The organism is Luteibacter jiangsuensis, assembly GCF_011742555.1.
Lineage (GTDB): Bacteria > Pseudomonadota > Gammaproteobacteria > Xanthomonadales > Rhodanobacteraceae > Luteibacter > Luteibacter jiangsuensis.
On the sequence record NZ_JAAQQR010000012.1, the window covers coordinates 66,318 to 90,999 of the forward strand.

At 67.0% G+C, this 24,682-nt stretch carries 19 protein-coding genes; 13 read left to right on the forward strand and 6 right to left on the reverse strand.

Translation table 11 applies throughout. From position 1 onward, the window contains the following. Positions 1-102 precede the first annotated feature (102 nt). Positions 103-912, forward strand: coding sequence for a pseudouridine synthase (locus HBF26_RS18575; protein WP_167129587.1), 810 nt, complete (start codon positions 103-105; stop codon positions 910-912). 16 nt (positions 913-928) lie between these two features. Here the strand turns inward: HBF26_RS18575 and kbl are convergent, their stop codons facing one another. The 3 genes from kbl to tdh form a co-directional block, all read right to left on the reverse strand. Then, entirely contained in the window at positions 929-2,128 is a 1,200-nt protein-coding gene (gene kbl / locus HBF26_RS18580) for a glycine C-acetyltransferase (protein WP_167129589.1), read from the reverse strand. A gap of 76 nt (positions 2,129-2,204) precedes the next feature. Further along, complete coding sequence (locus HBF26_RS18585) at positions 2,205-5,789, reverse strand: DUF748 domain-containing protein (RefSeq protein WP_167129591.1); 3,585 nt, start codon at positions 5,787-5,789, stop codon at positions 2,205-2,207. An 86-nt stretch (positions 5,790-5,875) separates the two neighbouring features. Next, positions 5,876-6,910: an L-threonine 3-dehydrogenase gene (gene tdh / locus HBF26_RS18590; RefSeq protein WP_193569971.1), complete on the reverse strand. Its 1,035-nt coding sequence runs from the start codon at positions 6,908-6,910 to the stop codon at positions 5,876-5,878. Between the two features lie 210 nt (positions 6,911-7,120). Here tdh and HBF26_RS18595 point away from each other — a divergent pair, with 210 nt between their 5' ends. The 12 genes from HBF26_RS18595 (at position 7,121) to HBF26_RS18650 (ending at position 21,447) form a co-directional block, all read left to right on the forward strand. Next, positions 7,121-9,274, forward strand: coding sequence for a S46 family peptidase (locus HBF26_RS18595; protein WP_167129593.1), 2,154 nt, complete (start codon positions 7,121-7,123; stop codon positions 9,272-9,274). A 378-nt stretch (positions 9,275-9,652) separates the two neighbouring features. Next, positions 9,653-10,612, forward strand: a complete 960-nt coding sequence (gene miaA, locus HBF26_RS18600) for a tRNA (adenosine(37)-N6)-dimethylallyltransferase MiaA (protein ID WP_167129595.1) — start codon at positions 9,653-9,655, stop codon at positions 10,610-10,612. A 110-nt stretch (positions 10,613-10,722) separates the two neighbouring features. Beyond that, positions 10,723-10,983, forward strand: coding sequence for an RNA chaperone Hfq (hfq, locus tag HBF26_RS18605; RefSeq protein ID WP_167023080.1), 261 nt, complete (start codon positions 10,723-10,725; stop codon positions 10,981-10,983). A 136-nt stretch (positions 10,984-11,119) separates the two neighbouring features. Then, complete coding sequence (hflX, locus tag HBF26_RS18610) at positions 11,120-12,415, forward strand: ribosome rescue GTPase HflX (protein ID WP_167129597.1); 1,296 nt, start codon at positions 11,120-11,122, stop codon at positions 12,413-12,415. A 160-nt stretch (positions 12,416-12,575) separates the two neighbouring features. Next, entirely contained in the window at positions 12,576-13,709 is a 1,134-nt protein-coding gene (hflK, locus tag HBF26_RS18615) for an FtsH protease activity modulator HflK (protein WP_167129599.1), read from the forward strand. Next, positions 13,706-14,575, forward strand: a complete 870-nt coding sequence (gene hflC, locus HBF26_RS18620) for a protease modulator HflC (RefSeq protein WP_167129601.1) — start codon at positions 13,706-13,708, stop codon at positions 14,573-14,575. Before hflK ends, hflC begins: the two co-directional genes overlap by 4 nt. A 30-nt stretch (positions 14,576-14,605) precedes the next feature. After that, complete coding sequence (locus HBF26_RS18625; RefSeq protein ID WP_167129603.1) at positions 14,606-15,913, forward strand: adenylosuccinate synthase; 1,308 nt, start codon at positions 14,606-14,608, stop codon at positions 15,911-15,913. A 4-nt stretch (positions 15,914-15,917) separates the two neighbouring features. After that, positions 15,918-17,264 carry a bifunctional tetrahydrofolate synthase/dihydrofolate synthase gene (folC, locus tag HBF26_RS18630; protein ID WP_167129605.1) on the forward strand — a complete coding sequence of 449 codons (1,347 nt, stop codon included), beginning with the start codon at positions 15,918-15,920 and terminating at the stop codon, positions 17,262-17,264. 40 nt (positions 17,265-17,304) lie between these two features. Next, positions 17,305-18,348, forward strand: coding sequence for an SPOR domain-containing protein (locus HBF26_RS18635; protein WP_167129607.1), 1,044 nt, complete (start codon positions 17,305-17,307; stop codon positions 18,346-18,348). A 36-nt stretch (positions 18,349-18,384) separates the two neighbouring features. Next, entirely contained in the window at positions 18,385-19,020 is a 636-nt protein-coding gene (locus tag HBF26_RS18640; protein WP_167129609.1) for a CvpA family protein, read from the forward strand. 11 nt (positions 19,021-19,031) lie between these two features. Then, positions 19,032-20,510, forward strand: a complete 1,479-nt coding sequence (gene purF, locus HBF26_RS18645; protein ID WP_167129611.1) for an amidophosphoribosyltransferase — start codon at positions 19,032-19,034, stop codon at positions 20,508-20,510. 136 nt (positions 20,511-20,646) lie between these two features. Then, positions 20,647-21,447, forward strand: coding sequence for a ferritin-like domain-containing protein (locus tag HBF26_RS18650; protein ID WP_167129613.1), 801 nt, complete (start codon positions 20,647-20,649; stop codon positions 21,445-21,447). A gap of 159 nt (positions 21,448-21,606) precedes the next feature. On the opposite strand, the gene HBF26_RS18655 is transcribed toward HBF26_RS18650, so the two are convergent. From HBF26_RS18655 to HBF26_RS18665, 3 genes are all read right to left on the reverse strand, one after another. After that, on the reverse strand, positions 21,607-22,353 hold the full coding sequence (locus tag HBF26_RS18655; protein ID WP_167129615.1) for a UDP-2,3-diacylglucosamine diphosphatase: 747 nt from the start codon (positions 22,351-22,353) through the stop codon (positions 21,607-21,609). Then, positions 22,350-23,063 (reverse strand): peptidylprolyl isomerase, encoded by a 714-nt coding sequence (locus HBF26_RS18660; RefSeq protein WP_167129617.1) that lies wholly within the window; start codon positions 23,061-23,063, stop codon positions 22,350-22,352. Before HBF26_RS18660 ends, HBF26_RS18655 begins: the two co-directional genes overlap by 4 nt. Before the next feature lie 65 nt (positions 23,064-23,128). Beyond that, the gene (locus HBF26_RS18665; protein ID WP_167129619.1) at positions 23,129-24,646 is read right to left on the reverse strand and encodes a Ppx/GppA phosphatase family protein; all 1,518 of its coding nucleotides are present in this window, start codon (positions 24,644-24,646) and stop codon (positions 23,129-23,131) included. Between the last annotated feature and the right edge of the window lie 36 nt (positions 24,647-24,682).

Genomic DNA, 24,682 nt, shown 5'->3' on the forward strand with positions numbered 1-24,682 from the left:
TCGGACGTGTATGGATACGGCATCGCATGCTGACGAAACCGCAGTCCATGATCCGATGGTCTGCTAGCGAACGCGATAGGCCTCACGGTGTAGGTGTTCCCTATGCGACACCGGCAAGCGTTCGGCAAAGTCGCTATCCTGCGCGACATGTCTCGCCATGCCACCCGCGGTCCGGCCCGGCCCCCGCACCGTCCGCTCGCTCCCGTCCACGGCCTCGCACGCACGCTCTCGAAGCGCGGCATCTGCTCGCGCAGCCAGGGAGAACGGATGGTGAGGGAAGGGCGCGTGCGTGTGGACGGACGTGTCGTGCGCGACCCGGAGTGGCCCATCACCGGACACGAACGGATCGACGTGGACGGGGCATCGGCCGCGACCGCGGCGTCCGTTTATCTGGCTCTGAACAAGCCGCGCGGCATCGTTGTCTCCGCGGCGGACGAGCGCGGTCGCGATACTGTCTATTCCCTGCTGGAAGGCGCCGGGCTGCCGTGGCTGGGGCCGGTAGGACGGCTCGACAAGGCGAGCGAAGGTCTGCTGCTGATGAGCAACGACACAGTGTGGGCGGCGGGCATCACCGATCCCGCGACACATGTGCCGAAGACCTACCACGTGCAGGTCGCCGGCAAGCCCGACGAGGCGACCATCGCCGCCATGCTCGAAGGTGTCGTCGATGCCGGCGAGTCGTTGCGCGCGGGTGACGCATCGCTATTGCGTCAGGGCGAGCGCAACGCCTGGCTGGAAGTCACGCTGGACGAGGGCCGCAACCGGCATATCCGGCGCCTGCTGGCGGCACTGGGTTTCGATGTGCTGCGGCTAGTCAGGGTCGCGATAGGCGATCTGGCCCTCGGGGAACTGCCCAAGGGCCAGTGGCGACACTTGAGTGCCGACGAGGTGTCGGCACTGCGCCGTCGTTAGGGCCTGTAAACAGGGCCTAAGCCTTCAGGACGCCGAGCTTCCTGCCCACCTTGGTGAACGCGGCGATGGCGCGGTCGAGATGCTCCCGCGTGTGCGCCGCGCTCATCTGCGTACGGATACGCGCCTTGCCCTGCGGCACCACCGGGAAGAAGAAGCCGGTGACGTAGATGCCTTCCTCGAGGAGTTCCGATGCCATGGCCTGGGCCTGCTTGGCGTCGTAGATCATCACCGGCACGATCGGGTGCTGGCCGGGACGGATGTCGAAGCCGGCCTCGGTCATCTTCTCGCGGAAGTAGCGGGTGTTTTCCTTCACCTTCTCGCGGAGGTCGCCTGCCGCCGCCAGCATGTCGAACACCTTGATGCCCGCGGCCACCACGTGGGGCGGGAGCGAATTGGAGAACAGGTACGGGCGCGAGCGCTGGCGCAGCATCTCGATGACTTCGCGACGGCCCGTGGTGAAGCCGCCGAGGGCGCCGCCCAGGGCCTTGCCCAGGGTGCCGGTGAAGATGTCGATCTTGTCCATCACGCCGTGCAATTCAGCGGAGCCGCGGCCGGTCTCGCCGAGGAAGCCGGTGCAGTGGCATTCGTCGATGTGCACCAGCGCGCCGTATCTGCGGGCCAGGGCGGTGATCTGGTCGAGCGGGGCGACGAAACCGTCCATCGAGAACGCGCCGTCGGTGGTGATGAGCTTGGTGCGCGCGCCCGCTGCATCGGCCGCCTGGAGTTGGGCCTCGAGGTCAGCCATGTCGCAGTTGGCATAACGGAAGCGCTTGGCCTTGCACAAGCGGATGCCGTCGATGATCGAGGCGTGGTTCAGCGCGTCGGAGATCACGGCATCTTCCTCGCCCAGCAGTGGCTCGAACAGGCCGCCGTTGGCGTCGAAGCAGGCGGCATAGAGGATCGTGTCCTCGGTGCCGAAGAAGTCGGCGATCTGCCGCTCCAGTGCCTTGTGCAGATCCTGCGTGCCGCAAATGAAGCGCACGCTGGCCATACCGAAGCCGTGTGTGTCCAGGGCGTCCTTGGCTGCCTGGATCACGTCGGGATGGTCGGCCAGGCCGAGATAGTTGTTGGCGCAGAAATTGAGGACCTTGCGGCCTCCTTCCAGTTCGATCTCCGCCGACTGCGGCGAGACGATGACCCGTTCGTTCTTGAACAGGCCCTGCTCGCGGATGGATTCGAGCTCGCTGGCGAAACGGGTCTGGCCGGGATAAGACATGGTCGGGAGTTCCGGAACGTAGGAGAACTCCGATTGTGAGGCCTTTGGCCCGATGAGAAAACCTCGAGCCCCCGTCTCAGTGCAGGCCGAAATCCACGCGCGTCGTCTTACCACCGTCGTCGATGCCCTTGGCGTCCGTCTTCGGGGCGACCACGAACACGCGGTTCCCATCCACTTTTCCCTTGAGCCATTGCTGCACCGCGCCGGCCCGCCGCTCGGCCAGGTGGCGCAGGGCATCGGCATCCACCGGCACGTTGCTTTCCAACAGCGAGCGCATGTCGTCCGGCGGAAGCGACTTGTTCAGCCCGAGCAGGTTCTTCGGCTTGGGAAACGAGGCATGGCGGTAGGCACGCGCGAGATATTTCTCACGCTTTTCGTCGGTGAGGGGTGTGCCATCGTCGTCCCCCGCATTCGCCCGTTCCTCGCTGATGAGGTCGTCCACCGTCACCCTCCGCAACCCGCTCTCGTCCTGGGCCGGGTCGACGCGGCCCACGATGTCGAGGCTGATGGAGGGCTTGTCGGTCAGCACTTTCACGATCTCCGCCAGCTTGGCTTGTCCGGCCTCGTCGAGCACGGCGGAACCGGGTGCGAACTCGATATAGCCCAGGTCTTCGCGCCCGCCGTGGCCTCCGATGGAGGCCAGGAGGCGGAACGGCGAGGTAGCCGCCTTCACGATAAGGTTGCCGATGGCGCGCCACACGAGGCCGGCCACGCTGAATTGCGGATCGTCCAGCGAACCCGAGACCGGCACGTGTACGTCGATACGTCCCTGGCTGTCTTTCAGCAAGGCGACGGCGAGCTTCACGGGAAGATGGCTGATGCCGGGTCCTTCGATGCGATCGCCGAAGGTGAGTTGATCGATGAAAATGTGGTTGTCGGCGGTCAGCTTGCGCTGGTCGAGCAGGTAGTGCACGTCGACGTTCAGGCGTCCCTTCGTGATCGGATAGCCGGCGTACTTGCCGGAGTAGGGCGAGAGGTTGGCGAGCTGGATGCCCTGGGCTTTGGCCGTCACATCGAGGAATGCGACAGGGGTCAGGGGGTTGATCGAGCCACGAATGTCGACGGGCGCGTCGTTGTCCAGCTGGCCTTCGAGCGTCAGTTCCGCCGGCGCGGTGCCGCCAACGCTTCCGAACGCGCCGATCTTGCCCGTGAGCTGGGTCACGTCCGCGGTGTAGTTGGGCTTGATGAAATTGTCGGTGTAATTGAGACGGCCCCTGCTCAGCGTGATCTGGCCGATCCGGATATCCGCCGGGGGCCCAGCCGGCGCCGCGTCGACGGCGGCCGGCGCGGGCGTGGGCGCGGTGCGTACCTCCGTCACCGACACGGCAGCCGGCGCCTCGGGGCCGGCGACCACGTCCTGCAGGTTCAGCCGTCCATTCGCATTGACGATGACGCGAGCATAGAAGTCGTCCATCGCCAGCCCGCGGATATCGACATGCGGCGCTTCCTCGCCGAGGCGAATCGTCATGCCGGTGGCGCTGAGCGAACTCCAGCGCAGGAAGTCGGCGTCGGTGACCTTGTCGAGAACGCGCACGCGGCCCAGGGTGGCGTCGCCGCGGTAGGCGATCCGTGCGGGGGCCATGCCGCGGTCCGTGTAACGGACCTGGCCATTCATGCTCAGCAATCCGCTGGCGATGCGAACGTTCAACGGCACGGTGATCAGCGATTGCAGCGGTGCCACGTTCCATTGGCGGGCGGCTACGACCAGCTGCGCGTCGAGGGGCTGTGGCCTCAGGGTGCCCGTGACGGAAAACGCGCCCTTGCCCAAAGCGCCTTTCAGATCGAGCTTCACGGGCTTCTTCATGTCGTCGGACAGGCCGTCGACCGCGAAAGCCGTGGCCTGCAGTTCGATGCCGTCGCGTCTGGCCCCGGACCTGGCGTCGCGCAGGGTCACTCTGCCATCGCCCAGTCCGACATGGCCGATGCTCCATCGCCATGCGGGCGACGTCGTCTCTGTGCTGGAGGCAGGTGACGACGGCACGATGCGCGACAGGTCGAGGTTGCCGTCCGCGAGGCGGCGCAGGTCGAGCGAGAGCCCGTCGAGAACGAGGCTGTCGAGGCGCGCTTCGCTGCTCGCGAGATCGACCAGCGTCACGGCGGCCTTCATCGACGACCAGGTGACGGGCGCCGCCTTGTCGTGTCGGGGGACGAGGCGGAAACCGTCGACTTGTGCCTTGGCGTTGGTGACGCGCACGGTCGCCGCTTCGTGCCAGTCGAGCGTCAACTCGCCGTTCGCCCCCAGGTTACCTGCCGCGATGTCGGCGTCGATCGGGGGCGGTGCCAGCGGTACGAGTGCCGGAAGCGAGACATCCGCCAGCGACAGCGTGCCCGCATAGCGGCTTCGGGGAAGATCGAGCTTCCCCTTGGTGGCGACATGGCCGCCGGCCATGCGCGCCCCGAGGACAAGGTTCGCCACCGGCGCTGTTACCGTGCCGAGGCCATGGATCTCGCCATGCACGTCTTCGAGCAGCAGGTGCGCCGGTGCAGGGGCCGCAAGGTCCGCGTAGTCGACGCGCGAGTCGTTCAGAACCAGTGTGTCGATGCGAACGTCCGCGGGTTTCGAGTCGGCCGACTCGGGTGCCGACGGCCCGCCCGTGAGCGCATCCACGTTGCTGCGGCCGCCGGCGAGTCGCGCATAGCGGACACTGAGGCGGTCGAGGGCGACCTTGCCCAGGCGATAGCGGGATGTCAGCGGTTCGAGCGCGGTGAGTTCGGCGTCGCCGTGTCCGAGTTCGAGCAACGGGCCACCGCTCTTGTCGGTCACCTTGAGGTCGTCTACGGCAAGGCGCCCGCTCAGAATCACGCGGGGATGTGAATCGGCCATGGCGAAGCGCAGGTCGAGCAGCCCCGATAGCTTGCCGCCTGGCATGGCCACCGGCATGGGCGCGGGTACGAATCCGATATAGCGGGGAAGATCGAGGTGGTCGAGCCGGAATGTCAGCAGCGATTCCCGGCTGTCGGCGAACGGCTTGCTCTGGCCTTCCACCCGCAGGGGGCTGCCGTCCACGTTCATGGCGAGCAGCGGGCGCACGTAGATATCCGTGGCGCTCGGCAGGTTGGCGATGAAGGGCAGGCCCAGCTCGATGTGGTCCACGCGATGCGTGGCATCCAGTACCCGATCATCGAAGTCGACCTGTCCGCCGTGGATGGCGATGTTGGCTATCGCGAAACGTGCCGGGCCCTCGCCGGGTTCGGCCGGCCCCGACCCGAGGCGCTCGACGATGTCGGAGACATTGAATCGCTGTGGCGCGGTCCGCCGCAGCCGGATCGTGGGCTTGTCGAGCTCGAGCGCATCCAGGATCGGCGCGACCCGGAAGAGCGAAGCCCAGGACGCATCGGCGACGAGCCTGTCGACATCGACGAACGGTGCCTTGCCGTCCGCCTCGCGGACATGCAGGCCCTCGATGGTGAGCTTCAGCGTGAACGGATTGAAGGAAAGCCCGTCGACCGTCACGGACCGCCCGAGTGCCGCGCTGGCGCGCGTTTCCATCTGGTGGCGAATGAGGGGCGGGGCGGCCAGGAAACCCAGCAGGCCGAAAACGATCAGGGCGATCGCGGTCGCCGCGGCGACCCGGCGGGCCCGGCGCGATCGATAAAGGACGAGGGCGCGCTCACGTCCCTTGTCCAGGTACACCTTCCCCTTGATCCTGCGTGTTTCCATACTTCCGACTCCCCGGGCAACCCGGCTTCCCCGGCGCAGTGTACTCGCCGGGGAAACCCTTCGGAGGTCGGATCAGGCGACGTGGATCACGTCCAGGAGCAGACGACCTTTCCGCAATGGCCGGCGTCCATCAGGTCGAACCCCTTCTGGAAGTCGTCGATGGCGATCTGGTGCGTGAGCACCTTCTGCAACGGGAAGCCCGTGAGCACCATCTGGGTCATCTTGTACCAGGTTTCGTACATGCGCCGGCCGTAGATGCCCTGCAGGGTGAGGCCCTTGAAGATCACCTTGTCCCAGTCGATGCCGGCGCCGCGCGGCATGATGCCGAGCATGGCAATCTTGCCGCCGTGGTACATGCACTCCAGCATGTCGCTGAAGGCGCGCGGGTTGCCGCTCATCTCCAGGCCGACGTCGAAGCCTTCGATGTGCAGGTCCTTCACCACGTCCTTGAGCGACTGGTTGGCGACGTTGACGACACGCGTGGCGCCCATGTCGGCCGCCAGCTTGAGGCGGTAGTCGTTGACGTCGGTGACCACGACATTGCGCGCGCCCACGTGCTTGGCGATGCCGGCGGCAATGATGCCGATGGGGCCGGCGCCGGTTATGAGCACGTCTTCGCCGATCAGGTCGAATTCGAGCGCGCAATGCGCGGCATTGCCGTAGGGATCGAAGAACGCCGCCAGCTCGGACGGAATCTGGTCCGGGATCGGCCACAGGTTCGAGGCCGGCATGGTCATGTATTCGGCGAAGGCGCCGTTGCGGTTCACGCCGATGCCGATCGTGTTCGGACAAAGGTGCTGGCGCCCCGCGCGGCAGTTGCGGCAGTGGCCGCACACGATGTGGCCCTCGGCGGATACGCGGTCGCCCACCTTGTAGCCGGTGACGCCGGGGCCGATCTCGGCGATGCGGCCGACGAATTCGTGGCCGATGGTCAGGCCGGGCTTGATGGTGCGCTGGGACCATTCGTCCCACTTGTAGATGTGCAGATCGGTGCCGCAGATGGCGGTCTTCTCGATCTTGATCAGGACTTCGTTCGGGCCGACCTGCGGCACCGGCACTTCTTCCATCCAGATGCCTTGCTCGGGATTGCGCTTCACCAGCGCCTTCATCGTCTGCTGCATGGGGTTCCTGGGTTCCGTGCGGGGAAGGTCCGCGGCGCGGACCGAATTGCACATTATAAGTGGGAAGCGACCTTGGGCGCGAAAGGCGGCCTCCCTGGCACGCTCCCCCGGGGGGGCGGGTGCCCGGCGAATGCCATTGCCAGCCGTGGCGGCGGGCCCTATGGTCGGGGGCGGTTTTCTTTCTGCCGGATGGCGACAGGGGCAACGAACATGCGAATCCGCTCGATGATGCTGGGGGCCGCCATGGCACTGGCGCTGGACGCGAATGCCGACGAAGGCATGTGGCTGCCGTCGCAGCTCCCTGGGATTGCGAAGAATCTCAAGAATGCAGGCTTCCGTGGCGACCCCAAAGACCTCGCCGACCTCACCCGGGCGCCCCTGAACGCTGTGGTGCGCATCGGCGGGGGCACCGGCTCCTTCGTCTCGGACGAAGGCCTCGTCGTCACCAATCACCACGTGGCGTTCGGTGTCATTCAGTACAACTCGAAGCCCGGCCGCGACCTGATAGCGAACGGCTACGTGGCGGCGGACCGCGCCGGCGAACTGCCGGCCAACCCGGACTACCGTCTTCGCGTCACGGTCGGCTTCGACAAGGTGACCGACCGGATCCTGTCCGCCGCCAGAGGCAAGACGGGTCGGGCCTATTTCGACGCCGTGGATGCCGCCAGCAAGGCGCTGGTCGCGGCATGCGAAGGCGAGAAGGGATACAAGTGCAGCGTCGCCACGATGTTCTACGGGCGCGACTTCTATCTCGTGAAGCAGCTCGAACTGCGCGACATCCGCCTCGTGTACGCACCGCCCCGGGCCATCGGAAACTACGGCGACGAGATCGACAATTTCATGTGGCCCCGCCACGCGGGGGATTTCACCATCCTGCGGGCCTACGTGGGTCCGAACGGCGAACCGGCCGACTATTCACCCGACAACAAGCCATACCGCCCGCCGTCGCACCTCAAGCTCGCCACCGAGGGCGTGGCCGAGGGCGACTTCGTGATGCTGGCCGGTTATCCGGGCATTACCTACCGCCACCGCACGGCGGCCGAGTTCGCGGATCAGGTGGAGTGGCGTCTGCCCACGTCGGTCGCGGTCCTCAAGGCCTTGCAGGACGTGATCGAGGCCAAGGGCAAGGGCGACAAGGAGGCGGGCATCCGGTACGCCGCCCAATTGCAGTCGTTGAAGAACGGCATCAAGCGCTTCAGCGGCGAACTGGAAGGTCTCCAGCGCAGCGATGCCGTCGCCGTGCGGCGCGACGACGAGGCGGCCATGCTCGCCTGGCTGGCGACTCAGCCTGAGGGCAAGGCGTTGCAGCCGGACATCGACGCCGTCATGGCGCTCATCGCCCGCGGCAAGGACGTGCGCGAGCGCGATCTTCTCGTGGGTCTGCTGTCGACGCAGACGCAGTTGCTGAAGGGCGCGCTTGCCGTGGACCGCTTGTCGGTCGAACGGCCCAAGCCCGACGAGCAGCGCGAGACGGGCTACCAGAAGCGCGACGAGGAACTCATCCGCAGTCAGCTGAAGCAGATCCAGCGGCGCTACGATCCCGCGGTCGAAAAGGCGCTTGTCACATCGATGATGCTGCGCTACCAGCAGTTGCCCGATGCGGCGCGACTGCCCGAAGTCGACGCCGTGTTCGGCCGTACACCGGCCGACCTGGCCGCGGCGCTCGACCGCATCTACGCGGGCACGGGGTTCGGCGCCGACGCCGAACGTACGCGCCTCTTCGCGGCGTCGCCGGCTGATGTCGCAGCCAACAGGGATCCATTGCTGGTGGCGGCGCGTGCGCTGCGTCCGGCGATGCTGCGCATCGAAGACGAACGCAAATCGCGCGAGGGCGATCTGTTGCGCCTGCGCCCCGCCTACATGCAGGCGCTCATCGCCTATCGCGAGAAGCAGGGCAAGGCGGTGTATCCCGATGCGAACTCCACCCTGCGCGTGAGCTACGGCAAGGTCACCCCGCTGGCGGCGCGCGACGCGGTCACCTATGCGTCGCTCACCACGGTGGCCGGCATCGTCGAGAAGAACACCGGCAAGGAGCCGTTCGACGCGCCGAAGCCGTTGCTGGACGCCATCCGCAAAGGCGACTTCGCCGGCTACGCCGATCCGAAGACGGGCGCCATGCCGGTGGACTTCCTCAGCAACCTGGACACCACCGGCGGCAATTCCGGCTCGCCGGTGCTGAACGCGAAGGGCGAACTGGTGGGGCTGAACTTCGACAGCAATTGGGAAGCGGTGAGCGCCAGCTGGATGTACGACCCGCGTTACAAGCGCGCCATCCACGTGGACATGCGCTACATGCGCTGGCTCATCGACAAGGTGTACCCGTCGCCGGCGTTGCTCCGCGAACTCGGCGTGCCGCGTCACTGAGACATCGTGCGGATATCCACAGCCTGTGTGGATACCCGCTGCATAAGCGTGTGGACAACTCCGTTTCGCCGTTACGCGGCGAGCACTTGCGTTATGTCGATCAATAAATCGCCAGTGCCTTCGCGATATCCACAGCCCGTGTGGATACGCGCTGCATAAGCATGTGGACAACTTCGTTTCGGCCTTGCACGACGCGTACTTGCGTCGTGTTGTCTACGAAATGACCAAGGCGGTCGGGTGCGCCATGCATGGACGATATCCACAGGCTGTGTGGATACGCGCTGCATAAGCATGTGGACAACTTCATTCCGGTCTTGCGCGACATACACTTGCGTTGCGCTGGTCAAGGCGTGTTCACCGCCGTAACCTTGCGGCCGCATGCGCATCGACAACCGTCCCCTCGCCATCTTCCTCATGGGCCCCACTGCGTCGGGCAAGACGGCGCTTGCCTGTGCGCTGGCCGACCGCTTTCCGGTCGACCTGGTGAGCGTCGATTCGGCGCTTGTCTATCGTGGGCTCGACATCGGTTCGGCCAAACCGGACCCGGCGATGCTGGCGCGTTATCCGCACGCGCTCGTCGACATCCGCGATCCTGCCGATGCGTATTCCGCCGCCGAGTTCAGGGACGACGCGATGGCCGCGATGGAGCACATCACGGCGAAGGGCAGGGTGCCGCTGCTCGTCGGCGGCACCGGCCTGTACTTCCGCGCCCTGCAATACGGTCTGTCCGATCTGCCGGAAGCGGACGCCGCCGTGCGCGCGAAACTCTCCTCGGAGGCTTCCGTCATCGGCTGGGAGGCCATGCACGCACGCATGGCGGCGCTCGATCCGGCGGCCGGTGCGCGAATTCGGCCCGGCGATGCGCAACGCATCCAGCGGGCGCTCGAGGTGATGGAACTGACCGGGCGGACGCTCAGTGAACTCCAGCAGGGGGGGACCACGGTGCGCTTCCCCTGGCGGCTGTTGAAGCTCGCCTTGTTGCCGGCGGACCGGGGCGCCCTCCACGAGCGCATCGCGCGGCGCTTCGACGCCATGCTGGATGCGGGTTTTCTTGGCGAGGTCCGGGCTCTGCGCGCTCGCGGTGACCTCCATCCCGACCTGCCCGCGATCCGCGCGGTGGGGTACCGGCAGGCATGGGAGCACCTCGCCGGCGATTACGATGCCACGGAGTTCCGCAACCGTGGTATCTATGCCACTCGTCAGCTCGCGAAGCGCCAGATCACCTGGCTGCGGAGCGAACTGGACGCCCGAACGTTCGACCCGGAGCGGGGGGATCCGTTGCCCGAGGCCGTACGTGCGGTGGAGCAGTTCGTTGGAATGCCGAGGCCGTCACGGTAGCGGCTTCCAGCGGGCATTTAAAAGCAGTTAAGATTCCGGGCACTTGGGCCGGGGCGCCGCATGGCGTTTTTTTACCCGGACCCGCATGAGTAGCGTAGGGGAGAAGAAGAATGTCCAAAGGGCAATCGTTGCAGGATCCATTTCTGAACGCACTGCGCCGCGAGCGCGTTCCCGTCGCCATTTACCTGGTGAACGGCATCAAGCTGCAAGGCACCATCGAGTCGTTCGACCAGTTCGTGGTTCTGCTGCGCAACCAGGTGAGCCAGATGGTCTACAAGCACGCGATCTCGACGGTGGTGCCGAGTCGGAACGTAAGGGTCGGCGGTCATGAAAATCACGGAGATGCCGCGTCCGGCGACGGCGAGGGTTGAGGGGCCTTCGGCGGAATCCCATATCGAGTGAACAGTAAACCGTGAACCGTAAGTGCGGGAGGGCCTCGGTACGCCGCTCTTACGGTTCACTGTTCACGCTTTACTGTTCACCCCCCATCAAAGGTTTTCCGTCTAAGTGTTCGACAGACAAAAGAAAGGCGATCGCGCCGTGCTGGTATTGCCGCATTCCCGCGGCGAAGGCGACGCGGTGCGTCGTGGCGAAGAGTTCGCCGAACTGGTGTCCTCGGCCGGGGCCGAGATCCTGGCCAGCATCCCGGCGCGGGTGGACGCGCCGAATCCCCGTTTCTACATCGGCAGCGGCAAGGCCGACGAAGTGGCCGAGGCGGTCCGTGCGCTCGAGGCCGACCTGGTGCTGGTGGACCACGTATTGAGTCCGGTGCAGGAGCGCAACCTCGAAAAGCACCTGAAGGCACGCGTCGTCGACCGTGCCGGCCTGATCCTCGACATCTTCGCCCAGCGCGCCCGTTCCCACGAAGGCAAGCTCGAGGTGGAACTGGCGCAGCTGAAGCATCTGGCCACGCGGCTCGTGCGGGGCTGGACCCACCTGGACGCCCAGCGCGGCGGTGCCATCGGCAACCGAGGCCCGGGCGAAACCCAGCTGGAAACCGACCGCCGCCTGCTGGCCGAACGGGTGAAGATGCTGACCAAGCGGCTGGAAAAGGTCGGCGTGCAGCGCGACCAGCAACGCCGGGCGCGTCTACGCAATACCGTGCCCCGCGTGGCCCTGGTCGGATACACCAACGCGGGCAAGTCGACGCTGTTCAATGTGCTGACCACCGGCGGCGTCTACGCGGCGGACCAGTTGTTCGCCACGCTGGACCCGACGGTGCGCAAGATCGACGGGCTCGCCTGCGGGCCGGCGGTCGTGGCCGATACCGTCGGATTCATCCGTGAACTTCCCCACGATCTCGTGGCGGCCTTTCGGGCAACGCTGGCCGAGGCGCGCGACGCCGACCTCCTGATCCACGTGAGCGATGCCGCGGACGAGGAGCGCGAGCTCCTGGGCCGTGTGGTGAACTCGGTGCTCGAGGAAATCGGCGCTGGCGACGTGCCCCAATTGTCGGTCATGAACAAGATCGACCTCGTGGACACGCCACCTCGCGTGGATCGCGGCGACGACGGCAAGCCGCGCCAGGTGTGGCTCTCTGCCGCGACCGGCGCGGGGCTGGACGGGCTTCGCGAGGCGCTCGGCGAACTCCTGGGCGGTGACCGAGTCCGTGCCGCCCTTGAGCTTCCTCTCACTGCCGGGCGTCTGCATGCGCGGCTCAAGGCCGTCGGCGCCATTGCCGGCGAAGCCGTGGACGAACACGGCTGGCACCTCGATATCGATGCGCCGCGCTCGGTGCTGGCCCCCTTGTTGAGTGACGGCGACCACGCCAGGCCGCTGCGCGACCTGATCGATCCCGCGTAGGGGCGCGTACAGCGCAACCATCTGGTAGAATTCGCAGCGTTTGCGTGCCCCATCGGCGCGGCGACGGGTGTTCGCGCGCCTGACGTCTCTTCCGCCGTCGCGGGTCTGCCCCAGGCTCTGAAGCCACCCACCCTCCGGTCCCCGAAGGAGACTGCCGCCCATGGCTTGGAACGAACCCGGCAACGGCCAGAAGGACCCATGGAATCGCAACCGGCCGAACGGGCGAAAGCCCGACATCGACGGTGTGCTCAAGAGCCTGAAGGCCCGTTTCGGCCGTTTCGGCGCAGGTAGCGGCGGCATCCTGGCCGTGGCGCTGGTATTCGTGGTGGCCTGGCTCCTGGTGTCCAGCTACACGGTGATCGACGCCCGGCAGGTGGGTGTTGTGCTCCGCTTCGGCCAGTTCTCGCGCATCCTTCCTCCGGGCTTCCACCTCAAGGCGCCGAGCCCGGTGGAGACGGTCACCAAGGTGGAGACCACCCAGGTCCGTTCCGTCTCGGACAGTGTGTCCATGCTCACGCGCGACGAGAACATCATCGAGATCAACTTCAACGTGCAGTACCAGGTCTCCGACGCGCGCAAGTTCCTTTACTCGAACGCCGACCGTGAAGAGGACACCGTTCACAACGCCGCCGAGGCCGCGGTGCGCTCCGTGGTCGGCGCGAACGTCATGGACAACATCCTGACCACGCCGGGCGACGACACGCCGGCCCCGACGCAGGCGCCTGTGGCCGGCGTGGCGCCGGCGGCCAAGGAAACCCTGCAGCAGCAGTCCCGCGACATCCTTCAGGAAACGCTCGACAAGTACGACGCGGGCATCCTCGTCACCGGCATCAGTTTCCAGAACGTGGCGCCGCCGAAAGAGGTGAAGGACGCCTTCGACGACGTGAACGCGGCGCGCGAAGACAAGCAGAGCGAAGAAAACAAGGCCCGGGCTTACGAGAGCCAGGTGGTTCCCGTGGCCCGAGGCGATGCGGCGCGCATCGCGGCCGAGGCCGACGCCGAGCGGGTGGAGCGCATCGCCCGGGCGAACGGCGACGTGGAACGCTTCAATCTTCTGCTGAAGGAATACCGTGCCGCTCCGGAAGTCACGCGCCGCCGCCTGTGGCTGGAGACGGTGGAAGAGGTGATGGCGGGCAATCCGAAGGTGGTCGACGGCAGCAACGGCAAGAACATCATCCAGCTGCCAGTCGAGCCCAACAACGCCGCCGTACGCAACGTTCCGGGCGTCGGCACGGTGATCCAGTCCGCCACGACGGACGCCAACCCGAATGCCTCGCAGGGGAGCGCCCAGTGAAATTCGTTACAGGCATCATCGTCGCGGTCGTCGTCCTGCTCGGGTTCAACAGCGTCTTCGTGGTGAAGGAAGGCGAGAACGCGCTGCTTCTGCAGTTCGGCCGCATCGTGCGGGCCGACTACAAGCCGGGCCTGCACTTCAAGGTTCCCGTCGTGCAGCAGGTCATGCGCTTCGACAACCGCATCCTCGGTCTCGACGCCGAGCCCGAGCGCTACTTCACGCTGGAAAAGAAAAGCGTCAACGTCGACTTCTACGTGAAATGGCGCATCGCCGACAACGCGGCCTATTACCGTGCCACGTCCGGCGACCAGGTGCAGGCCAAGCAACGCCTCAGCCCCATCGTGAAGGACGCGCTGCGCTACGAATTCAATGCGCGTCCTCTCGAAGAGCTCATCGCCGGTGGCCGGAAGGACATTACCGAGCGCGTGCGCCAGCAGACCGACGGCATTGCCCGCAAGAACCTCGGCATCTCGGTCGTCGACGTGCGGATCAAGCGGATCGACCTGCCCGACGAAGTCAGTGGCTCCGTCTACAAGCGCATGCGCGCGGAACGTCTGCAGCTTGCGAACGAGCTGCGCTACACGGGGCAGGAGCTCGCCGAGAAGATCCGCGCCGATGCCGATCGCCAGAAGCTGGTACTGCTGGCCGATGCCAATCGCGAGGCAACGAAGGTAAAGGGCGACGGCGACGCGCAGGCGGCCGCCATCTACGCCCAGGCCTACAGCCAGGACCCCGAGTTCTTCGCGTTCTACCGCAGCCTCGCGGCTTACCGGAAGGCCTTCGCCGACGGCAAGGGCACGTTCGTGCTGAAGCCCGATTCCGAATTCCTGCGCTATCTCAACGACGGCCCCGGCCGCCAGCGCTAACACCACATCCTCATCGATAGAGATACAACCATGGGTAAGTCAGTCGTCATTCTCGGCGCGCAATGGGGCGACGAGGGCAAGGGCAAGATCGTCGACCTCCTCACCGAGCGCGTGGGGGCGGTCGCCCGCTTCCAGGGCGGCCACAACGCCGGTCACACGCTGGTGATCAAGGGCAAGAAGACGGTTCTCCACCTCATTCCCTCGGGCATCCTGCGCGACGACGCGCTGTGCCTCATCGGCAATGGCGTGGTGCTGTCGCCCGCGGCGCTGATGAGCGAGATCGCGGAACTGGAAGGGCAGGGTGTCGACGTGCGTCCGCGCCTGAAGATCTCGCCGGCCACGCCGCTGATCATGCCGTACCACATCGCCGTGGATAAGGCGCGCGAGGTCGCATCCGGCGCGAAGGCCATCGGTACCACGGGTCGCGGTATCGGCCCGGCGTACGAGGACAAGGTGGCGCGTCGTTCCATTCGCGTGGCCGACCTCATGTACCCGCACGAGCTGCCCGAGAAAGTGAAGGCCGCCGTGGACTACCACAACTTCGTGCTCACGCAGTGGCTGAAGGCGGAGCCGGTGGATTACAAGACCGTGCTCGACGAAGCCCTGACCTGGGGCGAATACCTGCGACCGATGGTCGACGACGTCGCCACCATCCTGCACGATGTGCGCCGAGACGGCGGCAACATTCTTTATGAAGGCGCGCAGGGCGCGCTGCTCGACATCGATCACGGCACCTATCCGTACGTCACCTCGTCGAACACCACGGTGGGCGGCGCGCTGGCCGGCACGGGCGTGGGCGCGCGCGACATCGACTACGTGCTGGGCATCTGCAAGGCCTACGCCACGCGCGTCGGCGGCGGTCCGTTCCCCACCGAGCTCAACGACGACATGGGTGAACTGTTGCGCAAGAAGGGCAACGAGTTCGGCGCCAGCACCGGCCGCCCGCGCCGCTGCGGCTGGATCGACCTCGTCGCGCTGAAGCGCGCGGTGCAGATCAACGGCATCGACGGCCTCGCCATCACCAAACTCGACGTGCTCGACGGCCTGGAAAGCATCAAGGTCTGCATCGCGTACGAATACCGCGGCAAGCGCCGCGAACTCGCGCCGCTCGATGCGGACGGCTGGGCGGAGTGCAAGCCGGTCTACCTCGAGTTCCCGGGTTGGGAAGAGTCCACCGCGGGCATCCGCGATTGGAACAAGCTCCCGCCTGCCGCCCGTGCGTATCTGCGCGCGGTCGAGGAACTGTCCGGTTGCAAGCTCGCGCTCGTGGCCACGGGTGCGGACCGCGACGACACGATCGTGCTCGACGACCCGTTCGGCGACGACGGCAACTGCTGATCCGATGAGCCGCACGCTCGGCGAGTGGCTCGCGTACCAGGAACGCACGCACCCGCGCGACATCGAGCTGGGGCTCGAGCGGGTGCGCGCGGTGTGGCAGGCCATGGGGGCACCGCGCCCCGCGCCCATCGTCATCACGGTGGGCGGTACCAATGGCAAAGGCTCCACCGTGGCGCTCCTCGAAGGGATGCTGCGCGCCGCGGGGTACCGCACGGGCTGCTACACCTCGCCCCACCTGCTTCGCTATAACGAGCGGATCAGGATCGACGGCGTCGATGTCGCCGACGACGCGCTCGTGGCGTCGTTCGAGCGCATCGAGGCTGCCCGCGGGGACATTCCGCAAACGTACTTCGAGTTCGGCACCCTCGCGGCGCTGGACCTCATGGCGCGCGCGTCGCTCGACGTCGCCATCCTCGAGGTGGGGCTGGGCGGGCGTCTCGACGCGGTCAACATCGTCGACGCCGACGTGGCGGTCGTGACCACCGTCGACCTCGACCACCAGGATTGGCTCGGTAGCGACCGCGACAGCATTGGCCGCGAAAAGGCGGGCATCGCACGGGCAGGCCGGCCGGTCGTCGTCGGCGAACTCGCGCCACCGCAGGGGTTGCTGGATGCGCTCCGCGGCATCGGCGCCGACATCGTGCGTTCCGGTGAAACATTCTGGAGCCGCCACGATTCTGTGGGAGCCGCTTCAGCGGCGATCCCGCGGCAGCGGGCCAGTTCGCCGCGAGCACCCATCGCCGCTGAAGCGGCTCCCACACTCTGGCGGTGGGAGCATCGCGATGGCACGGTGCTGGAGCTCCCTCTGCCCGCGCTGGCGGCACCGGTTCAGCTGGCAAACGCCGCGACGGCCATCGCCGCCATCCACGCGCTCGGCACCCGACTCGACGTGCCGCCGGACGCCATGCGTTCGGCCCTGTCGGCCGTTCACGTTCCCGGTCGCCTGCAGCGGATTGCCGAGCGTCCGCTTACGCTCGTCGATGTGGGCCACAACCCGCAGGCAGCCCGCGCCCTTGCGGCGTGGTTGGCTGAGCAGCCGGCCCACGGTCGCGTGTTCGCCGTTTACGGCGCCCTCGCGGACAAGGACGTGGCCGGTGTCGTCAAGGCGATGGCGTCGGGCATCGACCGCTGGTTCCTTGCCGGCCTCGAGCGCGACACACCACGCGGGCTGCCCGCGGCAACGCTGGCGTTCACGCTAGCCGAGGTTCTGCCCGATGCGGCAGCCTCGGCATACCCCAGCGTCGCCGAGGCCTGGGCCGCCGCGCGCGCCGCGGCGGCCGACGACGACACCGTGCTGCTGTTCGGTTCCTTTTTCGTTGCGAGCGCGGCCCTCACCCATTGCCGGGTATAATCGCCGCGATTCGCATAGCGCCGGTCGTATGGAGCCTTCCTTGAAAACACGCCTGCTGGGTGCCGCTGTCCTGATCGCTCTGTTGGTGCTGATCGTGCCGATGTTTTTCTCCAGCACACCGCCGAAGACCGACACGGACCAGACCGTCAGCCTCGCCATCCCGCCGGCGCCCGACCGCGAACTGCAGAGCCGCACGCTCGACGTCGGCCCGGCCGGCGCGCCCTCGACCGGCGCCACTCCCGCGGCGACTCCGGCCGTGCAGCAGCCCGCGGCACCTGCGTCCGCACCGGCCGCCACCGTGACCCCGGGGAACGGCAACAAGCTGGCTTCGGTAGATATCGCATCGCGCAAGCCCGCCGACGCCTTGCCCGAGGACTTCGCCGGCACGGCTCCCGCTGCAGCGCGCCCCGCCGCCACCAAACCGGCTGCCACCCCGGCACCGGCGCAGGCAACGCCCGTGGCGACGACGCCCGCACCGGCCCTGCCTCCCGGCACGGCCGCCCGTGGCAGCTACAGCATCAATCTCAGCGCCTATGCCGACCGCGCCAAGGCCGATGCCCTCGTGCAGAAGGTGAAGGCCCTGGGTTATCCCGTGAGCACCGCCGCCACGAACCAGGCCGGCAAGGCGCTGACGCGGGTCACCGCGGGCCCCTTCGAAACCCGCGCCGCCGCGGAAGCCGCCCGGTTGAAGATCGTGGCTGCCGCGCCGGGAGCTCCCGCCACCCTGACCTCCAGGCCCGAGACCCAGACCGCCGACGTACCGGCGCCGGCGCGTCCCGCCGCGACCAAGGCACCCGCCACAACGGTTGCACCGACGGCCCCGGCGCCGGCAGCGGCGCCACGCGCGGGCGGCTTCGCGGTCCAGGTGGCGGCGGTCAGCAGCGAGGCGGACGCCATGCGCCTGCGCGACAGACTGCGCGGCGCGGGCATCCCCGGTTACGTCGACAGCGTCGCCTCGGCCAGCGGCGCGAAGCTGTGGCGCGTGCGCGCCGGTCCGCAGACGCAACGGGACGACGCGGTGCGGCTGAAGGATCAGATCAAGGCCAAGGTGGGCCTGGACGGCGTCGTGGTCACGGCGCCCTGACGGGCCGGCCGCCGTCGTAACACCGAGGAGCACCGCGTGAACTGGGCCGACTACGTCATCCTTGCGGTGCTGTTCATCTCCGTCTTGATCGGTCTGGCACGCGGCCTCATCTCGGAAGTGCTTTCGCTCGTGATCTGGGTGGCCGCGTTCTGGCTGGCCTGGCTGTTCGGCCCCGCGGTGGCGCGCTATTTCGAGGGCAGTGTGTCGCTGCCCTCGGCGCGTTACGCGATCGGCTACGGGCTTTGTTTCATCACGGTGCTGCTGGTGGGCGCCGTGCTGCGGTTCCTGATCTCGCGGCTGGTTTCAAGCACGGGGCTGGGCGGCGTAGATCGCCTGTTCGGCATGCTGTTCGGTCTTGCGCGTGGAGTGCTCATCGTCAGTGCGGTGGTGTTCCTGCTCGGCTTCACGGGCCTTCCGAACGAGCCCCTGTGGCGCGAATCCACGATGCTGCCGCAGTTCGCCGCGCCGGCCGCGTGGCTCGGCCAGCAGGTACCGGCGAACGTGCGTGAGTACATGCATCCGCCGGCGGCGCTGAAGGACATGAAGCTGCCGGATGTGAAGTTGCCCAGTCGGGAAGAATTGATGAAACTGCGCGGCCTTACGACGCCGACGCAGCCCACGCAAGAACAGAACGTTCACCCTGCCGCCGCGACCACGGCGGCCTCTTCGTAGAAGGCAAGACCATGTGCGGAATCATCGGCATCGTCGGTACCACGGAAGTGGCATCGGCCCTGTATGACGGCCTGACCGTCCTGCAACATCGCGGGCAGGATGCCGCCGGCATAGCCACCGTGGAGGGCGCGCGCCTGCGCCTGCACAAGGGCAACGGGCTGGTCCGTGACGTCTTCAATTCGGCCGGCGTGAGCAAGCTGCGCGGCCGCATCGGCATCGGCCATTGCCGCTACCCGACGGCGGGCTCGGAAGGCACCGAGGAGGCCCAGCCGTTCTATGTGAACTCCCCCTACGGCATCGCCTTCGCGCATAACGGCAACCTCGTGAACACCGAGGTGCTGCGCAAGGAGATGTTCGAGGACGACCGTCGCCACATCGACACCGATTCCGACTCCGAGGTACTGCTCAACGTGCTGGCGCACGAACTGCAGGTGGAGGATCGCGGCAACCTCACCCACGAACACGTCTTCAAGGCCGTGTCGCGCGTGCATGCGCGCGCCCGTGGCGGCTATGCGTGCATCGCGCTGGTGCTGGGTTACGGACTCATCGCCTTCCGCGATCCGAACGGCATCCGCCCGCTGGTGCTCGGCGAGCGCGTGACCGCGGAGGGCCGCGAGTATGCGGTCGCCTCCGAATCCGTGGCGCTCGACGTGCTGGGCTTTAAGCGCCTGCGCGACGTTGCCCCGGGCGAGGCGGTCGTGATCACCGAGGGTGGCGAGTTGTTCGCGCAGCATTGCGCCGAGGGCGCGGTGCATGCGCCGTGCATCTTTGAATACGTGTATCTCGCCCGGCCCGATTCGATGATCGAGGACGTCTCGGTGTACAAGGCGCGCCTGCGCATGGGCGAGAAACTGGCCGAGAAGATCCTGCGCGAGCGCGGCCCCGACCACGGCATCGATGCGGTCATTCCCATTCCGGACACGTCCCGCACGGCGGCCAGTTCGCTGGCGCAGGCGCTGGGCGTGCCGATGCGCGAGGGCCTGGTGAAGAACCGGTACATCGGCCGCACCTTCATCATGCCGGGGCAGGGCGAGCGCGTGAAATCCGTGCGCCGCAAGCTCAACGCCATCGATCTCGAGTTCCGCAAGAAGAACGTGCTGCTCGTGGACGATTCGATCGTGCGTGGCACCACCTCCAAGCAGATCATCCAGATGGCCCGCGATGCCGGTGCCAAGAACGTCTACTTCGCCTCGGCAGCGCCGCCGGTGCGGTATCCGAACATCTACGGCATCGACATGCCAGCGGCCTCGGAACTGATCGCCGCCGGGCGCACGGTGGAGGAAGTTGAGAAGGCCCTCGGCGCCGACTGGCTCATCTACCAGGATCTCGACGATCTCATCTGGGCGGTGACCGACGGCAACGAAGACCTTCGCCAGTTCGATACGTCCTGCTTCTCGGGCGAATACGTGACGGGTGTCGATGCCCGTTTCCTCGAGCAACAGGAAGCCCTGCGTTCCGACGCGGCGAAGAACGAACGCCGTAGCGCGTGAGAGTTGAGGGCGGCGCTTCCTGTGGGAGCCGCTTCAGCGGCGATGGGTGCTCGCGGCAGGGTTGCCCGCTGCCGCGGGATCGCCGGCATAGCCGGCTCCCACAGCGCTCCTATCCGGTTGCATGGCGCTTGATGCGATGAACGACCTGCACGCCGCGGCTCGTCGCTGCCTCGACGCGGCCGATCCGGTTGAGAAGGTGCGGCTCACGTTCGAGACTTGGGCTGCGCTGGAAGCCAGAGATCTCGCGCCCGATTCGTCTTCGCCCCCGGCCCTGCCCATCGGCCTCCCCGGTCGACCGAGCCGCCCAAGGCTCGTTCCGGCGCGCGAACTCGCGCAGCGTGGCCTCGGCACCGAAGTGGGCAGGGCGGCGCTCGTACACGCCATCGCGCACATCGAGTTCAATGCCATCGATCTGGCCTGGGATGCTGTCTATCGCTTCCGCGGCAAGCCCGATGCCTACTACCGCGACTGGGCTTCCTGCGCCAACGATGAAGCGCGTCATTTCACGATGCTGTCCGGGCGCCTCGCCGAACTCGGCCATGCCTACGGCGATTTCGACGCGCACAACGGTCTGTGGGAAATGGCGGAGAAGACCGCGCACAGCGACACGGCGCGGATGGCCCTCGTGCCGCGCGTGCTGGAAGCGCGTGGCCTCGACGTCACGCCCGGCATGATGGAGCGCCTGCGCCGGCAGGGCGACGAACGCACGGTGGCCATCCTGGAGGTGATCCTTCGCGAAGAGGTGTCGCACGTGGCGGCGGGCACGCGCTGGTTCCACTGGTGCTGCGAACGCGACGGTCTGGATCCGGAGAACACCTTCGCGCAGTTGCTCGCCGACTATATGAACAACTCGCTGCGTGGGCCGTTCAATCTGGACGCACGCCGGGAGGCGGGGTTTTCCGAGTCGGAATTGACTTGGCTGGGCACATTGGGCTGACCACGCTTCTGTAGAAGCATCAGCTTTTGTGGGAGCCGGCTATCTCTTTGGGAGCCGGCTATCTCTGTGGGAGCCGGCTATGCCGGCGACCCCGCGGCAGCGGGCAAGGTTGTCGCGAGCACCCATCGCCGCTGAAAGCGGCTCCCACACAAAGCATGCCTACTCTTCCTTGGGAAGGTCTCCGAGCGTCAGCCCGCGCAGTTCGACCGAAGGCCCGTCGATGCGCAACACCGAACCATGGTCGAACCAGTCGCCCAGCACGATGCGCTGTGCGTTCGCGCCGTCCAGCGCGAAATCGTGGATCGCCGGGCGGTGCGTGTGCCCATGCACCAGCCGCTGCACGCCGGCCTGTCGCATGGCGTTCTCGACGGCGCCCTGGTTCACGTCCATGATCGTCTCGTCTGTGCGGCCGGTGCGTGACTTGCTGTCGCTGCGCGCCTTCGCGGCGAAGGCCCGGCGGGCCTCCAGCGGCATGGCGAGTATCTGCGCCTTCCAGGCCTCGGTGCGCACTTGCGCCCGCACGGCCTGGTATTCGATATCGTCGGTGCAGAGCACGTCGCCGTGCATCAGCAGCGTGGGCTTGCCTTCGATGTCGTGCACTGTGCCGTCGTCGAGCAAGGTCATGCCCGCGCGCGCCGCGAACGCCGGCCCGAGCAGGAAGTCGCGGTTGCCCACCATGAAATACACGGGCACACCGGCGTCGTGCAGGCCACGTGTGGCGGCCGCGATCCGGGTGGGGAGCTCCGCATCGTCGTCGTCGCCAATCCACGCTTCGACCAGGTCGCCGAGGATGTAGAAGGCGCGGGCCGTGCGGGCTTCGTCCGATGCGAGGAACCGCTCGAACAGCGCGGTGATGTCCGGCCGCGCCTCGTCGAGGTGCAGATCCGCGATGAAGAGCGTGCTCATGCGGCCTTCGGCGGCGTGGAAGCTTTCTTCTGGCCCTTGCCGGGCGCCGCCGGCTGCGCGGTCGGGGCCGCCGTGGATGAGCGGGCCGGTGCGGCTTTCTCTTCGCCGACCACGTTGGCCGACTCGATGACGACCAGCGGATTCGGTACATCGCCGACGAACGGGCCCTGGGCACGCGTCGGCAGGGCCGCGATCTTGTCGATGGTGTCCATGCCGGACACGACCTTGCCGAACACCGCGAAGCCCCAGGTCAGGCTGCTCTGGTTGCCGACGTAATCGAGCCGGCGGTTGTCGACGAGATTGACGAAGAACTGCGACGTGCCGGAGTTGGGGTCGGTGCCGCGGGCGACGGCCACCGTGCCGCGCAGGTTCGACAGACCGTTGTCGGCTTCGCTCGGAATGGCGGCACGGGTACGGCGCTGCGTGAGGTCGCGACTGTAAAGGCCGCCCTGCACCATGTAGCCATTCACCACGCGATGGAACACGGTGCCGTCGTAGAAACCGTCACGCACGTACTGGAGGAAGTTGGCGACGCTCTTGGGCGCTTTTTCCGGGTACAGCTCGAGGGTGAATTCCCCCTGGCTCGTGTGCATCACCACTTTCGGATGCTCGACCGCGGCAGGGGCCGGGGCTGCCGGCTTGGCGGCCTGCTGCGCCATGAGGGCAGCGGGCAGGGCGAGAAGGGCGCTGGCGAGTACGGCTCTTAACATGGGCAACCGGTCGTTACGTCGAAACATCCACGTGATGATACGCCCCTTTGCCGGACGTATCCCGCTCATTCGGTGACGATCTCGAGTTCCAGCCCTAGTTCCGCCAGCGGTTCGCGCTCCTGCTCCAGGTCGGCCTCCGTGAGCGGATGCTGGTCGAGCCAGTCGGCGGGCAGCGACAGCCGCAGGCGCTGCCGGGTGGCCACGACACGGATACGCGGCAGCGCTTCGGCCCGGCGCGCCCGCCGGAACAGCACGGCAAGGCGGAGGATGGCCGTGATGTGCCGGGCCAGCATGCGATAGCGCGCCGGCAGCGCCGAGATGACCGACTTCTCCGGCTTGCGCCGGTGCAACTCGACGATGGCCGCGAGCAGCTGCTGTTCCTGGCGAGAGAAACCCGCGAGGTCGGCGTTGCGCAGGATGTACGCGCCATGGCGGTGGTGCTGGCTGTGCGCGATGGCGAGGCCGAGTTCGTGCACCCGCGCGGCCCACGACAACCACTCGCGCGCATCGTCGTCGAGCTTCCATACCTTGGCCAGCTGGTCGAACAGGGCCAGGGCGGTGGTTTCCACACGTCGCGCCTGTGCGCGATCCACGCCATAGCGGGCTGCGAGCGAGTCGATGCTGGCCATGCGCGGGTCGGTACCCGCGGAACGGCCGATGAGATCCCAGAGCAGTCCTTCCCGCATGGAGCTTTCCGAGACACGCAGCCTGTCGATGCCCAAGGCGTCGAAGGCGGCTTCGAAGATCGCCACGCCGCCGGCGAACACCGCGGCCCGATCCTCGGCCAGCCCGGGCAATTTGAGGACGTCGGACGAGCCTTGCTCGATCAGGGCCTCGCGCACCGCCGCCAGCGATTCCGGCGTGATGCCGTCGTCGGAGAGCTTCATGGCGCGCACGACCGCGCCAATGGCCTTTGCGGTACCGGAGGAGCCGTAGGCGTCCGCCCAGCCGGCTTCGCGATAGTCCTCGGAGAACTGCTGGAGCAGCACGCCGATCTCGCGGCGCGCGCGCAACCAGCGCTTGCGCGTGATCTTGCCACCGGGAAAGAAACGCATGGTGCTGGCGATGCAGCCGACCTGCACGCTCTCGGTGAGGATGGGCGAGGTACCGCGCCCGACGATGAATTCGGTGCTGCCACCGCCGATGTCGATCACCAGCCGGTGGTCGCGCGACGCGGGCAGGTCGTGCGCCGCGCCGAGGAAGATCAGGCGGCCTTCCTCGCGGCCGGACACGATTTCCACCGGATGCCCCAGGGCGGCCTCGGCGGCGGAGAGGAAGGCGTGCGGGGCGGCCAGGCGGCGCACCGTGTTGGTGGCCACGGCGCGCACGTGCAGGGCGGGAATGCCCGCGATGCGCTGGCCGAAGCGCGCGAGACTGGCAAGCGCAGCGGCCCTGTGGCTGGCGTCCAGCGTGCCGTCCGGTCGCAGGCCGACGGCCATGCGCACGGAATCGCGCAGTCGGTCGATGACACGGGGTTCGCCGTGTTCGTAACGCGCCACCACCATGTGGAAGCTGTTGGAACCTAGATCCACCGCGGCGAGGAGCTCGCCTTCGTTGATCTGCGATTTACCTGTCGATGCCATCGGCGAATTCTGTCATGGCTGACCTAGAGTGTGTAG